The following is a 14,430-nucleotide window of genomic DNA, read 5'->3' as shown; positions in this document are numbered from 1 at the left end:
TGGCCAACTTCTGCCCACACTCGCTCACCGAACTCAAAACGACCGCCCGCAATCGGCTGCGCAGCGCACAACAACGCGCCAACATCATTGCCGCGTGCTGGAAGCAGGCCGAGCTGTGGTGATGTCGTCATTTATACAAGGATCAATAGCCGTTGGGCAACGCTGGCGCCGGATCCGGACCGGCCAGGCGTTCGTTGCCAGCTTCGCGCACCTGGCCAGCCTCATCCTCATCCCGCCGATGGGCCAGCCGGTAGAGCACCGGCAGCACCAGCAAGGTCAGCGCGGTGGATGACAGGATGCCGCCGATCACCACCGTGGCGAGCGGGCGCTGCACTTCAGCTCCGGTCCCGGTGGCGATCGCCATCGGGATAAAGCCCAGCGATGCCACCAGCGCCGTCATCAATACCGGGCGCAGCCGGGTTAGCGCCCCAGTTTGGATGGCTTCATCCAGCGGCTTGCCTTCTTCGCGCAGGCTGCGGATGAAAGACAGCATGACCAGTCCGTTTAGCACCGCCACGCCGGACAGGGCGATAAATCCCACCGCCGCCGAGATCGACAGCGGAATGTCCCGTAGCCACAGCGCCAGAATGCCGCCGGTGAGCGCAAAGGGGATGCCGGTAAAGACCAGCAGGCCATCGCGCATATTGCCGAACATGGCAAACAGCAGCACGAACACCATCAGCAACGCCACCGGCACCACGATCTGCAGCCGCGTGGTGGCGGATTGCAGTTGCTCGAAGGTGCCGCCCCAGGTGACCCAGTAGCCGGCGGGGATCCTGACCTGGCGATCGAGCGTGGCCATGGCATCCGGCACGAAGGTGCCTACGTCACGCCCGCGTACATTGGCGCTGACCACGATGCGGCGCTTGCCGTTCTCGCGTGAGACCTGGTTGGGGCCGGGGGCGAGGGTGAGCGTTGCCACTTCGCCCAGCGGGATGTAGCTGGCGCTTGCCGTGGTTCCCTTGGGCAGGGGAATCGGCAGGCGCCGCAGCGCTTCCACATCGGCGCGGATGCCTTCCGGCAAGCGCACGCCGATATTGAAGCGGCGGTCACCCTGGAAGAAGATGCCGGCATCGCGCCCGCCGACGGCGATGGCCACCGTGTCCTGCACGTCGGTCATATTGAGGCCGTAGCGGGCCGCGCGGGCACGGTCCACCTCCACCGTGAGCACCGGCAGGCCGCTGGTCTGCTCGACCTTGACTTCGGTCGCGCCGGGGATGGATTGCAGCACGGTGGCGACCTTTTGCGCGGTATCCTCAAGCACGGCGTTGTCGTCGCCGAAAATCTTCACGGCCACGTCGCTGCGCACCCCGGAGATCAATTCATTGAACCGCAACTGGATCGGCTGCGAGAATTCGTACTTATTGCCGGGGATGGTCGCCAGTTCGGCCTCCATCTCCGCCAGCAACTGGTCGCGCGTCTTGGACGGATCGGGCCACTTTGCCCGCGGCTTGAGCATGATGTAGCCGTCGGACGCGTTGGGCGGCATCGGGTCCGAGGCGATCTCGGCGGTGCCGGTGCGGGCGAACACGCGCTCGATCTCGGGGAATTTCTCGTTGAGGCGCGTCTCGATCTGTTGCTGCATCGCGAGCGACTGCGTCAGGCTGGTGCCGGGAATGCGCAGCGCCTGCACGGCGAAATCGCCTTCGTTCAGGTTGGGGATGAACTCGCTGCCCAGGCGCGTCGCCACCAGGCCGCTCAGCAGCACCGCCACGGCGGCAAGGGTCAGCACTACCGGTGTGTTGGCGATGGTCTTGCCGAGCATCGGCGCATAGGCGCGCTTGGCCCACAGCATCAGGCGATTTTCCTTCTCGGCCACCTTGTCGCCGATAAACAGCGCTACCGCCGCAGGCACGAAGGTCACCGACAGGATCATGGCCCCGATCAGCGCCAGCACCACCGTCATCGCCATCGGGTGGAACATCTTGCCCTCCACGCCGGTCAGCGCAAAGATCGGGATGTAGACGATCATGATGATGAGCTGGCCGAAGATCAGCGGCCGGCGTGCCTCCCTGGCGGCGGCAAAGACTTCGTGGAAGCGTTCGCTGCGGGTGAGCGGGCGGCCGTGCTGTTGCTGGGCATGCGCCAGCCGCCGCACGCAGTTCTCCACGATCACCACCGCGCCATCGATGATGATGCCGAAGTCCAGCGCGCCCAGGCTCATCAGGTTGGCGCTGATCTTGTAGGTCACCATGCCGGTGAACGTAAACAGCATGGATAGCGGGATCACCAGCGCGGTGATGATGGCGGCGCGCAGGTTGCCGAGGAACAGGAACAGGATCACGATCACCAGGATCGCGCCCTCGACCAGGTTCTTCTTGACGGTGGCGATGGCGCGGTCGACCAGCACCGTGCGGTCGTACACCGTGACGGCCTTGATGCCCGCCGGCAGGGAACGGTTGATGGCAGCCATGCGCTGGTCTACCGCTTGCGACACGGCACGGCTGTTCTCGCCGATCAGCATGAAGACGGTGCCCAGCACCACTTCGCGCCCGTTGTCCGTAGCGGCGCCGGTACGCAGTTCACGCCCGATTCCCACGTCGGCGAGGTCGCGGATGCGGATGGGCTGGCCTTGCGCGCTGCCGACGATGATCTCGCGGATATCGTCGATGGACTTGACCTGTCCCGGCGCGCGCACCAGGTATTGCTCTCCGCGCCGTTCGATATAGCCGGCGCCCACGTTGGCGTTGTTCTTCTCCAGCGCCGCTACCACGTCCTGCAGGCTCAGGCCGTAGGAAGCCAGCCGTTCCGGGCTTGGCGCCACGAGGTATTCCTTCGCGAAGCCGCCAATGGAGTTGATCTCTGTCACGCCGGGCACGGTGCGTAGCTGTGGCTTGATGACCCAGTCCTGGATCTCGCGCAGATCGGTCGGGGTGTACGGCGTGCCGTCGGCCTTCCTTGCGCCGTCCTCGGCTTCCACCGTCCACAGGTAGATCTCGCCGAGCCCGGTCGAGATCGGGCCCATCTGCGGCGCCACGCCCGTGGGCAGGTTCTGCGCGGCTTCCTGGATGCGCTGGTTGACAAGCTGGCGCGCGAAGTAGATGTCGGTGCCGTCCTTGAAGATCACCGTCACCTGGGACAGGCCGTAGCGCGACAGCGAACGGGTTTGCTCCAGCCCGGGCAGCCCGGACATGGCGGTTTCGATCGGATAGGTGACGCGCTGCTCGGTTTCGAGCGGCGAGTAGCCTGGCGCGGACGTGTTGACCTGCACCTGCACGTTGGTGATGTCGGGCACCGCGTCGATGGGCAGCCGGCTGTAGTTGTAGATGCCGAGCGCCGCCATGGCGAATACGGCCAGCAGCACCAGCCACCGCTGCTCGATGGCAAAGCGGATCATTCGTTCAAACATGATGGTGTCTCCGCTTAGTGGCTATGCTCGGCGCCGGCCTTGCCCAACTCGGCCTTGATCACGAAGCTGTTGCCGGCCACGTACTTCCAGCCGGCCTGCATCCCGTGCGTGATCTCGACCCGCTTGCCGTCGCTGCGTCCGGTCTTGACCGGCTGCGCCAGGAAGCCGCCCGGCACGGCAACGAACACCACCTGCTGTTCGCCAATGCTTTGCAGCGCCTGGGCGTCGATGGCCACCGGCACCTCGGCGCTGGAATCGGTCACACCCACGGTAACGAACAAGCCGGGACGCCAGGCCATCTTCGGGTTGGGCAGGGTAACGCGGGCCGTAGCCGTGCGGGTTTGCTGGCCCAGCAGGGATCCGACATACGAGACAGTTCCCTCGGCCTTGCCGTCGAAGGCGGTGGAGGCGATCTTCACCTTCTCGCCGACGCGCACGCGGTCCAGGTCCTTGGGCGCGATCACGAATTCGGCCCATACCGTGCTCAGGTCCGAGATGATGAACACGTTGGCGTCGGCCGCCACGGCTTCGCCTAGCGCCAGGTGCTTCTCCACCACGGTGCCGTCGAAGGGGGCGCGCAGCTCGAAGCGGTTGAGCGACTTGCCGCCCGCATTGCCGCTGGCGCCAATGGCGGTCAGCTTCTGCGTGGCGTTTTGCGTGGCGATGCGCGCTTCCTGTAGCGCGGTGCGCGCAGCCAGGTAGTCCTGCTCGGCGGAAATCTTGTCTTCCCAGAGCTTCTTCTCGCGCTGGAAGGTCGATTCGGCCAGTTCCAGGCGTTTTTGCGCGGCCAGCAGTTCGCTGCGCTGGTCGGACAGCGCGGTGCTGGCCAGCACCGCCAGCAAGTCGCCTTTTTTCACTTGCTGCCCAAGGTTGGCCGACACGCTTTCCACCACGCCGGCTACGCGCGGCACTACGTGGGCGGTGCGGTCCTCGTTGAAGCGGATCTCGCCGGGGAAGGAGACTGTTGCCTCGATACGCGCAGGGCCGGCGGCGAGCAGCGTGAGCCCGGCGCCCTGGATCTGCCCGGGCGTCATCTCGACGCGGCCTTCTTCCTTGCCGAGCTTGATTGCGATGGGCGCGTTGCTGGCCGGCAGCGTCACATTCAGGCTGGCATCGAACGCGTGCGGTTCCGCGATCGTGGCTTCGCTTTGCAGGTAGGACCCGGCGGGCCGGAAAACCAGCGGTTCCTTCTCGCCGGTGAGGCGCTGCAGTTGCCCCGACACCTTGATGCCCGCCGGCGCCACGGCCTTGCCGCCTTGTGCGACCCAGATCCGCATGCGCGGGCCGCCTTCACTGGCGCCGGCTTCGGCCACCAGCACTTCCACGCTGGCATCGCCTTGCCTGAACAACTGTCCGCCATTGGGGCCTGTGCTGCTTTCGTGATGCTCGCCGTCGCCATGTGCGGCGTCGTCGTCGTGCGCGGCGCCGGCTTTGCCGTCGTGATGCTCGCCGTCGTTGTGGGCGGCGGCCTCAGTATGCGCGCCGTGTCCGCCTTCGGCCGCGCTGTTGCCGCGGCCGGTGAAGATCAATGCCGCGCCGGCCAGTGCGCCGCCGGCCAGGATGATGGCGATGCTCGTTTTTTGCTTGCTGCTGATTGCCATGATGGGTTCCTTTGACTCAACGGCCAAGAATGCGGTCGATGGTGGTGGCGGCCTGGTAGGCGGTGGCGACCACGCCGAGATAGCGGATGCGCGCCTGGAACCAGGTGCGCTGCGCATCGAGCACGTCGAGGAAGTTGAACTTGCCGGCTTCGAAGCCTCGCGTGGCGGCCTCGTAGGCTTGCTGGGCGGCAGGCAGCACGGTGCCTTTGAGGGCTTCGGCCGAAGTCCGGGATACGGTCAGTTGCCGCGCGGCTTGCTGCAGTTCATTGGCGAGCCGCACCTGCGTCGCGCGGTACTCGTCGGCGGCCTTGTCGGCCTGGCGCATGGCGGCGAACAGATTGCCCTGGTTGCGGTCGAATAGCGGCAACGGCAGCGACACGCCCAGCACAGGCATGGTGCCGCGATCGGAACTGTTGTCGCGCTTGCTGCCCAGGCTGACGGTCAGGTCTGGATACTGGCGGCTGCGTTCCACGCCAATGACGGCCTGCCGCAGCTCCATCTCCAACCGGCTGTTCGCCAGTTCCGGCGCGCTGTCCAGTGCTTGCATCAGGGTGGCGCCGTCGGGGCGCGCGGGGAGGGTGTCCAGATTGCCCGCGGCCTCAAGGAAGCGGGCTTCGCTGCTGCCCCACAGGCCAGCCAGGGCCTGCCGCGCTACGGCTAGCGCGGCCTCGGCGTCGGCGACTTCGAGCTCGGCATTGGCCTGTTCGACGCGCGCCTTGCTTTCCTCGAGCGGCGCGATCTTGCCGGCGGCCACGCGGCGGGCCGCGGCCAGCGCGCCCTTGGCGGCGATATCGGCCGAGCCCCGCGCAAGCCTGACGCGCTCCTGTGCGATAACCACCGCAAAGAAGCCGCCTACAACGGCGGCGCGCAAGTCGGTGCGGGTCGCGCCCAGTTGCGATTGCGCGAGTTCGCGCGCTTTCTGCGCCGCGCCGATCCGCGCGGAGCGCTTGCCGCCAAGTTCGACCGGCAGGTTGACCTGGGCCGTTGTGGTGCGGGTGTCGCGGCGGTTGTCCTCGAACAGCACCGCGACTTCCGGGTTGGGGATGGTGCGCGCCTGCATGATGCCGCCCTCGGCAGCATCAAGTTCATGGCCGGCTGCCGAAAGCGTGAAATTGCGTCCGGCCGCGAGGGCGAGCGCATCTTCCAGCGTTAGCCTGCCGGCAGGCTCCGCGATTTGCCGGGCTGCCTGTGCAGCGGGGAATGGCGTGGTCGCCGCGTTCTGGGCGAACGCGGCAGGGCTGAGCAAAGCTGCCGCCAGCCCGAGCGGCATCACAAGTGTTCTCATCGAATTTCACCGGGAAAAAAAGCCAGGGAAGTTCGGCGAGACGAGAGTCTGGAGGTAAAGGGAGTCGTCTCGCCGGTCAGACGGCGAGAGACCACTGCGGGCGGTCGGGGGGGGCGCCGGGCGCCGACAGGTAGGACGCGGCAAGCGCCCGGTAGCTGATGGCCACGCCGTGATGCAAGGCGGTCGCGCCGAGGTCCGGCAGGACCAGCTGGGCGCTGGCAAAGTGGCAGACGGCGCAGTCGAGATCGGGCAGCTTGATATTGCCCTTGCCGTCCTTGCTGTCGGTACTGCCGTGCTGGCTGACCTTGCCCTGGTGGGCGTGGCTATGGTGGCCGAAATGCCAGTTGTCGCTGGCCGCCGCGATCGTGTTGTCCTGCGGTGCGCTTTCGTGATGGCAATACGCCGCCGCACCGGCCCAGGCGAACTGGAGCGGCAGCATGATGGCGAAAAGCAGGATCAGGAAACGTCGCATGCGGCGGATTATATAGGCAGGAAGCATGACCCTTGTGCGACTGTGGCTTAACACTGGCGCAAAAGGCGGCGGCAGGTGCCGTATCGGGTCAGCCGCTTGCATTCAAGCCGGGTTCGAGTGCGGGCCACCAGCGAGGTTCCCCGCGGAGGCGCCGGATGTTGCACTTTGAGAATGATTCACAATGCGCTTGACCCTGTAGTCGCTCCAGGGTCTTAAATGGACGGTAAGCAATAACAAGCAGGAAAAACCGCCATGCCTAGCGCCACGCCAGACCAAGCCTCGCTTCGTGACCAGAAGGGTGCCGATCACGGGCATTCACACGCACATGACCACGCGCACAAGCACGAGCATGTGCACCAGCATGACCATGGCGAGGACCACAAGCATGGCCATGATCATGTTCACGATCACCGCGCCCAAGCTGCCAGCCCGGCGTGCTGCGGCTGCGCCAGTGCGGCGCCCGCGGCTCCCGTTTCGGTCCCGGCAGGCGCCGCCGCGGCCAGCTATCGCATCGACGCGATGGACTGCCCCACGGAAGAGACCCTGATCCGGAACAAGCTGGGCAGCATGGCCGGCGTGGCGGCGCTCCAGTTCAACCTGATGCAGCGCGTACTGACGGTGCACCATACGCTGGATTCTCTGGATCCGGTGGTGCGCGCCATCGAGAGCCTCGGCATGAAGGCCGAACCGCTGTCGGAGCAGGCGGCGGCGTTGCCACTGCAGGCCGCCAAGCCGTGGTGGCCGCTGGCGCTGGCCGGCGTGGCCGCGCTCGGTGCGGAGGTGGTGGGATGGCTGCAAGTGCCTGCCCAGGATTGGCTGGCCCCCCTGTTGGCACTGGCGGCCGTGGCCATGGCCGGGCTTGGCGTCTACAAGAAGGGTTGGATTGCACTGTCCAACGGTAACCTGAATATCAATGCGCTGATGAGTATCGCCGTCACCGGCGCCATGCTGATCCGGCAATGGCCGGAGGCCGCCATGGTCATGGTGCTGTTTGCGCTGGCCGAGCGCATCGAGGCGGCATCGCTGGACCGCGCCCGCAATGCCGTGCGCGGCTTGATGGCGATGGCGCCGGAGCAGGCCACGGTGCGGCAGCCGGACGGCAACTGGCTGCCGGTGGATGCCTGCGCGGTGCCCATCGGCGCGCTGGTGCGGCTGCGTCCCGGCGAGCGTGTGGCGCTCGACGGCCGCGTGCTGCGCGGCCAGTCCACGCTGGACCAGGCACCGATCACCGGCGAGAGCGTGCCGGTCGACAAGGCAGTGGGCGATGCGCTGTTTGCCGGCACCATCAACCAGGCGGGCGAACTGGAGTACGAAGTCACGGCGCCGGCCAGCGGGTCCACGCTGGCGCGCATCATCCACGCGGTGGAGGCGGCGCAAGGCAGCCGCGCGCCCACGCAGCGCTTTGTCGATCGCTTTGCCCGCATCTACACGCCGCTGGTGTTCCTCGGCGCCGTGATGGTGGCCGTGGTGCCGCCGCTGGTACTGGATGGCGACTGGAGCGCCTGGATCTATAAGGCGCTGGTGCTGCTGGTGATTGCCTGCCCATGCGCGCTGGTGATCTCCACGCCGGTGACCATTGTCAGCGGGCTGGCCGCGGCCGCGCGGCGCGGCATCCTGATCAAGGGTGGCGTCTATCTGGAGCAGGGCAAGGATCTCAAATGGCTGGCGCTGGACAAGACCGGCACCATCACGCACGGCAAGCCGGTCCAGACCGATTTCCAGCCACTGGGCGAGATCGTGGCGGGCGGCGCGGCGGCCAGCGAGAGGGCGCGCGTCATCGCGGCCAGCCTCGCGGCCCGCTCCGACCATCCGGTCTCCATGGCCGTGGCGAACGCCGCGCGCGCCGAGGGCCTTGCGGTGCTGGAAGTGCAGGATTTCGCGGCGCTGCCGGGTTACGGCGTCAGCGGCAGCGTGAGCGGCCGCGCCTACTACCTGGGCAATCATCGTCTGATCCACGACCGCGGGCTGTGCTCGCCGGAACTGGAAGCCACGCTGGAAGCGCTGGAGCGGCAAGGAAAGACAGTCGTGCTGCTGGGCGCCGACCACGGCGTCGAGGCGCTGTTCGGCGTGGCGGACACGGTCAAGGACAGCAGCCGCCAGGCGGTGGCGGAGTTGCATGCGCTGGGCGTCAAGACGCTGATGCTCTCCGGCGACAACCCGCATACGGCCCAGGCCATCGCCGCCCAGGTACAGATCGACGAGGCGCGCGGCAATCAGCTGCCGCAGGACAAGGCGGATGCCATTGCGGCGCTGAGCGTGAAGGGGGCCGAGGGTGGCGCGGGCGGCGGCAAGCGCGTGGTCGTGGGCATGGTGGGTGACGGCGTCAACGACGCGCCCGCGCTGGCCCGCGCCGATATCGGCTTTGCCATGGGCGCCGCCGGAACCGACACGGCGATCGAGACCGCCGATGTGGCGCTGATGGATGACGACCTGCGCAAGATCCCGGCATTTATCCGGTTGTCACGTCAGACGTCGGCCATATTGAAGCAGAACATCATCCTGGCGCTTGGCATCAAGGCGGTGTTCCTCGCGCTGACGGTAATGGGCGTGGGCACCATGTGGATGGCGGTGTTCGCCGACATGGGGGCGAGCTTGCTGGTAGTGTTCAACGGCTTGCGCCTGGCGAAGGCAGGGCGCGCCTGAAAACGGACGCGCCCCCTGGGAAGGGGGCGCGAGAATCCTTTTGCCGTGGTGTCAGGGCTGGATGATCAATTCGCCGCTGCGGCCTTCGATAGCGCCCCAGGTAACAGGCGCCGTTGGCAGGCTGGCTGGATCGAGATGGCGGTAGAACGTGCCCATCGATACCAGTTCATGCCCTTGCGCGCGCCAGCCATCCAGCAGCCGGTTGAACACCGGCGCAAGTTTCCCGCCTTCCAGTTCCGTGTGCAGCGTGAAGACATGGTCGCGCTCGCCTTCGCTCAGGCGCAGCACGGCCTTGTGGACGTTATCCTCGGTCAGGTCGTCCACGCCGATGAGCTCGTCCAGCGTTGGCAGCGTGGTGGGCATCTGCACATGGCGGCATGCGACGCCATCGACGGTGGGGATGTACGGCGCGGTGCCGCGGCCGTCGGAGGCATACGCCATGCCCCAGTCGTCGATCTGGCGGAAGGCATCATCGTTCATCTGCCAGCCGGCGGCGCCATGCGTGGGCGGCGCTTCGCCGAAAATCTCGACGTAGCGGTCGAATGCGCTTTGCATCTGGCGCCGGGTCCAGGCGGCATCGCGCTCGCGCACGTTGTCCTGCCAGTAGACATGGTCCCAGGTGTGGATGCCGCATTCGTGTCCCGCCGCACGCGCCGCGCGCATCTCGGCCGCGCCTTTGCGGCCGATGTCGGGGCCGGGCAGCAGCACGCCGTACATCAGCGTGCGCAGTCCGTAGTTCGACACCACCGAGGTGCGCGAGACTTTCTTCAGGAAACCGGGACGAAACACGCGCCGCAGCGCCCATCCGGTGTGGTCGGGGCCAAGGCTATAGAGAAACGTAGCCTCGGCCCGCACGCGGGCCAGCATGGAGAGCAGCGCCGGCACGCCTTCGCGGGTGCCGCGCAGCGTGTCGACGTCGACCTTGAGGGCGATACGGGCCATCGGGTGCTTGCGCTCAGTTGGCCGAATCGACCAGGGTGCGCGCTTCCACGACCTTGCCGCGGTAGGCTTCGAAGATGGCGCGCAGCGCGTCTTCCATGCTGACCTCCGGCTTCCAGCCGAGTTCTTCCACGGTGTTGTCGATCTTCGGCACGCGGTTCTGCACGTCCTGGTAGCCCTTGCCGTAGAAATCGCCGGAGGACGTTTCCACGATCTGGGTCTTCTTGGCTTCTTCCGCGTACTCGGGGTAGTCGCCGGCCATCTTCAGCATCATCTCGGCCAGTTCGCGCACGGAGTGGATATTGCGGGGGTTGCCGATGTTGTAGATCTTGCCGGTGGCAACGCCGTCCGGATTCTCGATGATGCGCATCAGGGCGCTGATGCCGTCGGTGACGTCGGCAAAGGCACGCTTCTGCGCGCCGCCATCCACCAGCTTGATCGGCTCGCCGCGCACGATGTGGCCCAGGAACTGGGTCACCACGCGCGAGGAGCCTTCCTTCGATTCGAAGATCGAATCCAGGCCGGCGCCGATCCAGTTGAACGGACGGAACAGCGTGTAGTTCAGGCCTTGCTCCATGCCGTAGGCGTGGATCACGCGGTCCATCAACTGCTTGGAGCAGGCATAGATCCAGCGCGGCTTGTTGATCGGGCCACAGATCAGCTCGGAGGATTCCGGGTCGAATTCGTCGTCGTGGCACATGCCGTACACCTCGGAGGTGGACGGGAACACCAGGTGCTTGCCGTACTTCACGGCGGCGCGCACGATCGGCAGGTTGGCTTCGAAGTCCAGTTCGAACACGCGCAGCGGCTGGCGCACGTAGGTGGCGGGGGTGGCGATGGCCACCAGCGGCAGCACCACGTCGCACTTGCGGATGTTGTACTCGATCCACTCCTTGTTGATGGTGATGTCACCTTCAAAGAAGTGCATGCGCGGATGGTCGATCAGGTCGCCAAGGCGGTCGCTGGACATGTCCATGCCGTAGACTTCCCACGACGTGGTTTCGAGAATGCGGCGCGTCAGGTGGTGGCCGATGAAGCCGTTGACGCCAAGAATCAGGACCTTTTTCATCGGTTTTCCTCTTTGGACAATGCGGTAAGAAATACGGAAAGCGCGTCTGCCGGGACCGGGGCGGCGGTGCCGCCATCGTCCAGCAGTTCGCGTACAAGGATCACGCCGCCGTCGCCGCACACGCCGACGATCTGCCCGTCGATCACGTGCAAGCCCGGGCGGGCGGCGCTGGCGGACTGGAACAGGGCCGCCTGCGGGCGGCGAGCCTGGGCCACCACGAAGCGGCGTCCGCCGATCTCGGTGAAGGCGCCGGGATAGGGTGGCGCTACCGCGCGGATGAGGTTATACACCTGCGCGGCGGGTTGCTGCCAGTCGATGCGGCCGTCCTCGGGCTTGCGGCCCGAGAAGTAGCTGCCTTCGGCCAGCCGGTTGGGCAGTTGCGGCGTGTTGCCGGACATTATGGCGGGCAGGGCGCGCCACAACGTTTGCTCGGCGGCGACGGTCACCTTCTCGAAGACTTCGCCGGCGGTGTCGTCGGGCAGGATCGGCACGGAGGTCTGGTCGACGATATAGCCGGCATCCGGCTTGGCTTCCATGGCGTGCAGCGTGGCGCCGGTTTCGGTCTCGCCGTGCAGCACCGCCCAGTTCACCGGCACGCGGCCACGATACCTGGGCAGCAGAGAGCCGTGCATATTGAACGCGCCTTGCGGCGCCAGCGCCAGCACTGCCGCAGGAATCATCGCGCGGTAGTAGAAGGAGAAGATCACGTCCGGGCGCGCGGCGGCCACCGCGGCGGCCAGCGCCGGGTCGGCCGGGTCTTCGCCGTACAAGACGGGCAGGCCGAGTTCGGCGGCGGTATCGGCAACGCGGCGGAACCAGATGTTTTCATCGGGGCGGTCGCGGTGGGTGATCACCAGCGCCACCTCCACGCCGCGCGCGCGTAGCGTGCGCAGGCAGCGGTCGCCGACGTTGTGATAAGCAAAGACTACTGCGCGCACGAGGGCTCCGGTTTCTTTTGCTGCTCCGGGCTGCCTTCGAGCACGGCCTGGATGCGGTAGCGCGGACGGTTGCGCACCTCCTGGTAGATGCGCCCGATGTATTCGCCCAGCAGGCCGATGCCGAACAGCATGATGCCCACCAGGAAGAAGTTGAAGGCGAGCAGGGTGAACACACCCTGCACTTCCGCGCCGAGAACAAAGCGCCGTACCAGCAGCACGGCCACCAGGCCGGCGGATGCCAGCGAAAGCAACGTGCCGATGGCGGAGAACCACTGCAGCGGCACGATCGAGAAGCCGGTCACCAGGTCGAAGTTCAGCCGGATCAGCTGGAACAGCGAGTACTTGGATTCGCCGGCGTGGCGCTCCTCGTGCTCCACCACGATCTCGACCGGGTTGGAGGAGAAGGTATAAGCCAGCGCGGGAATGAAGGTGTTCACCTCGCGGCAGGCGTTGATGGTGTCGATGACGTTGCGGTCGTAGGCGCGCAGCATGCAGCCCTGATCGGTCATCTTGATGCGCGTGATGCGTTCGCGCAGCCGGTTCATGGCGCGGGAGGCAATGCGGCGGAAGGCGGTGTCGTTGCGCTCGCGGCGGATGGTGCCGACGTAGTCGTGGCCTTCGCGCATGGTTGCCACCAGCCGCGGGATTTCTTCCGGCGGGTTTTGCAAGTCGGCGTCAAGGGTGATCACGATCTTGCCGCGGGTGTGCTCGAAGCCGGCCAGGATGGCCATGTGCTGGCCAAAGTTGCCGTTGAACAGGACCACGCGCGTGACGTCAGGGCGCTGATGGAACTGGCTGGCCAGGATCTGCGCCGAACGGTCGCGACTGCCGTCGTTGACGAAGATGACCTCGTAGCTGCAGCCGAGTCCGTCCATTGCCGGGTAGAGCCGGTCGAACAGGGCTTGCAGGCCGTCTTCCTCGTTGTAGACAGGGATGACGACCGAGACTTCGACTGGGCTCATTTGAAGAGGCGTTTGCATGTTTCGCTAAGAGTTGCGCATACCCGCTCCACATCGGCGGCTTGCATGGCGGGGAACATCGGCAGCGTGACGATGCCCCGACCGATGCGTTCGGCATGCGGCAGCATGCCTTCGCGCCAGCCCAGGGAGCGGTAATAAGAAAACAGGTGCAGGGCGGGGTAGTGCACGCCGGTGCCGATGCCACGCTCGCGCATGGCTTCCATCACGGCGTTGCGCCCGCCTTCGATACGTTCGGCTGGCAGCACCACCTGGAACATATGCCAGTTGGTGGTGGCCAGGTCGCCGTCGCGCGGCAGTGGCAGTTCGATGCCGAGTTCGGCCAGGCCGCTGTCGGCCGCACAGCGGAAATAGGTCTCCGCCAGTTCGGCGCGGCGCGCGGTGATGGCGTCCAGGTGGGCGAGCTGCGACAGGCCGATGGCGGCGTTGACATCGGTCAGGTTGAATTTGCCGCCGGGCTCCTCCACGTCCATGCCGTCCATGCCGGTGCGGATCACGCCTTGCAGGCGAAGGCGCTCGGCGCGCTGGGCTTCCTCGGGCGAGTTCATCACCAGGCAGCCGCCTTCGACGCTGGTGATGTTTTTGTTGGCCTGGAAGCTGAAGCTGACGAGGTCGCCGAAGGCGCCGATGCGCTGGCCGCGCCAGCGCGAGTCGATGGCCTGCGCGGCGTCTTCGATCACGCGCAGATCATGCTTGCGGGCGATTGCGTAGAGACGGTCCATGTCCACCGGCAGGCCCGACAGGTAGACCGGCATGATGGCGCGCGTGCGCGGCGTGATGGCGGCTTCCACCGCGTCAAGATCGATATTGCGCGTGCGCGGGTCGATGTCGACGAAGACGGGCCTGGCACCCACCGTGATCACGACATTGGCCGTGGCCACCCAGGTAATCGGGGTGGTGATGACTTCGTCGCCGGGGCCGATATTGGCCACGCGCAGCGCGATTTCCATCGTCGCCGAGCCATTGGCGAAGGTGCGCACGGGGCGGCCGCCGAACAGCTCGGACAGGGCGGCTTCGAAAGCGTGCATCTTGGGGCCGGAGGTGATCCAGCCCGAGGCCAGCACCTTGCCGACCTCGGCGATGGCATCGGCGTCAATATTCGGCTTGACGAAGGGCAGGAAGGCTTGCGCAGCGGTAGCGGTCATGGCGATCAGGCT

At 66.3% G+C, this 14,430-nt stretch carries 10 protein-coding genes and 1 pseudogene; 2 read left to right on the top strand and 9 right to left on the bottom strand.

All coding sequences use genetic code 11. The features are described 5' to 3' along the window. Positions 1-122 (top strand): annotated as a pseudogene (locus AC1DS6_RS34450) (IS630-like element ISCARN39 family transposase); the annotation flags it as partial. Between the two features lie 20 nt (positions 123-142). Here AC1DS6_RS34450 and AC1DS6_RS34445 read toward each other — a convergent pair. From AC1DS6_RS34445 to czcI, 4 genes are all read right to left on the bottom strand, one after another. Next, the gene (locus tag AC1DS6_RS34445) at positions 143-3,349 is read right to left on the bottom strand and encodes a CusA/CzcA family heavy metal efflux RND transporter (RefSeq protein WP_477104125.1); all 3,207 of its coding nucleotides are present in this window, start codon (positions 3,347-3,349) and stop codon (positions 143-145) included. A gap of 14 nt (positions 3,350-3,363) precedes the next feature. Beyond that, entirely contained in the window at positions 3,364-4,950 is a 1,587-nt protein-coding gene (locus AC1DS6_RS34440) for an efflux RND transporter periplasmic adaptor subunit (RefSeq protein WP_441628459.1), read from the bottom strand. A 16-nt stretch (positions 4,951-4,966) separates the two neighbouring features. Further along, positions 4,967-6,235 carry a TolC family protein gene (locus AC1DS6_RS34435; RefSeq protein WP_477104124.1) on the bottom strand — a complete coding sequence of 423 codons (1,269 nt, stop codon included), beginning with the start codon at positions 6,233-6,235 and terminating at the stop codon, positions 4,967-4,969. Between the two features lie 76 nt (positions 6,236-6,311). Continuing rightward, positions 6,312-6,707, bottom strand: a complete 396-nt coding sequence (gene czcI / locus AC1DS6_RS34430; RefSeq protein WP_441628455.1) for a cation efflux protein, CzcI family — start codon at positions 6,705-6,707, stop codon at positions 6,312-6,314. A 252-nt stretch (positions 6,708-6,959) separates the two neighbouring features. Between czcI and AC1DS6_RS34425 the strand changes: the two genes are divergently transcribed. Beyond that, the gene (locus AC1DS6_RS34425) at positions 6,960-9,350 is read left to right on the top strand and encodes a heavy metal translocating P-type ATPase (RefSeq protein WP_477104123.1); all 2,391 of its coding nucleotides are present in this window, start codon (positions 6,960-6,962) and stop codon (positions 9,348-9,350) included. 51 nt (positions 9,351-9,401) lie between these two features. Here the strand turns inward: AC1DS6_RS34425 and AC1DS6_RS34420 are convergent, their stop codons facing one another. From AC1DS6_RS34420 to AC1DS6_RS34400, 5 genes are read right to left on the bottom strand one after another with little or no spacing between them, the layout of a single operon-like run. Further along, entirely contained in the window at positions 9,402-10,292 is an 891-nt protein-coding gene (locus tag AC1DS6_RS34420; RefSeq protein WP_441628451.1) for a polysaccharide deacetylase family protein, read from the bottom strand. A 13-nt stretch (positions 10,293-10,305) separates the two neighbouring features. Next, entirely contained in the window at positions 10,306-11,358 is a 1,053-nt protein-coding gene (locus tag AC1DS6_RS34415; RefSeq protein WP_441628449.1) for a bifunctional UDP-4-keto-pentose/UDP-xylose synthase, read from the bottom strand. Further along, complete coding sequence (locus tag AC1DS6_RS34410) at positions 11,355-12,296, bottom strand: formyltransferase (RefSeq protein ID WP_441628447.1); 942 nt, start codon at positions 12,294-12,296, stop codon at positions 11,355-11,357. Before AC1DS6_RS34410 ends, AC1DS6_RS34415 begins: the two co-directional genes overlap by 4 nt. Beyond that, positions 12,284-13,276 (bottom strand): glycosyltransferase, encoded by a 993-nt coding sequence (locus AC1DS6_RS34405; RefSeq protein WP_035862864.1) that lies wholly within the window; start codon positions 13,274-13,276, stop codon positions 12,284-12,286. Before AC1DS6_RS34405 ends, AC1DS6_RS34410 begins: the two co-directional genes overlap by 13 nt. Further along, the gene (locus AC1DS6_RS34400) at positions 13,255-14,418 is read right to left on the bottom strand and encodes a DegT/DnrJ/EryC1/StrS family aminotransferase (protein WP_441628444.1); all 1,164 of its coding nucleotides are present in this window, start codon (positions 14,416-14,418) and stop codon (positions 13,255-13,257) included. Before AC1DS6_RS34400 ends, AC1DS6_RS34405 begins: the two co-directional genes overlap by 22 nt. Between the last annotated feature and the right edge of the window lie 12 nt (positions 14,419-14,430).

It is taken from the genome of Cupriavidus sp. 05L310 (genome assembly GCF_056398185.1).
This window is presented reverse-complemented; position numbering and strand designations above follow the sequence as displayed.

What these genes read in the sequence shown, in the direction of transcription:
- AC1DS6_RS34445 (WP_477104125.1), bottom strand. Translation starts at nt 3,349, where the DNA reads ATGTTTGAACGAATGATCCGCTTTGCCATCGAGCAGCGGTGGCTGGTG.
- AC1DS6_RS34440 (WP_441628459.1), bottom strand. Translation starts at nt 4,950, where the DNA reads ATGGCAATCAGCAGCAAGCAAAAAACGAGCATCGCCATCATCCTGGCC.
- AC1DS6_RS34435 (WP_477104124.1), bottom strand. Translation starts at nt 6,235, where the DNA reads ATGAGAACACTTGTGATGCCGCTCGGGCTGGCGGCAGCTTTGCTCAGC.
- czcI (WP_441628455.1), bottom strand. Translation starts at nt 6,707, where the DNA reads ATGCGACGTTTCCTGATCCTGCTTTTCGCCATCATGCTGCCGCTCCAG.
- AC1DS6_RS34425 (WP_477104123.1), top strand. Translation starts at nt 6,960, where the DNA reads ATGCCTAGCGCCACGCCAGACCAAGCCTCGCTTCGTGACCAGAAGGGT.
- AC1DS6_RS34420 (WP_441628451.1), bottom strand. Translation starts at nt 10,292, where the DNA reads ATGGCCCGTATCGCCCTCAAGGTCGACGTCGACACGCTGCGCGGCACC.
- AC1DS6_RS34415 (WP_441628449.1), bottom strand. Translation starts at nt 11,358, where the DNA reads ATGAAAAAGGTCCTGATTCTTGGCGTCAACGGCTTCATCGGCCACCAC.
- AC1DS6_RS34405 (WP_035862864.1), bottom strand. Translation starts at nt 13,276, where the DNA reads ATGCAAACGCCTCTTCAAATGAGCCCAGTCGAAGTCTCGGTCGTCATC.
- AC1DS6_RS34400 (WP_441628444.1), bottom strand. Translation starts at nt 14,418, where the DNA reads ATGACCGCTACCGCTGCGCAAGCCTTCCTGCCCTTCGTCAAGCCGAAT.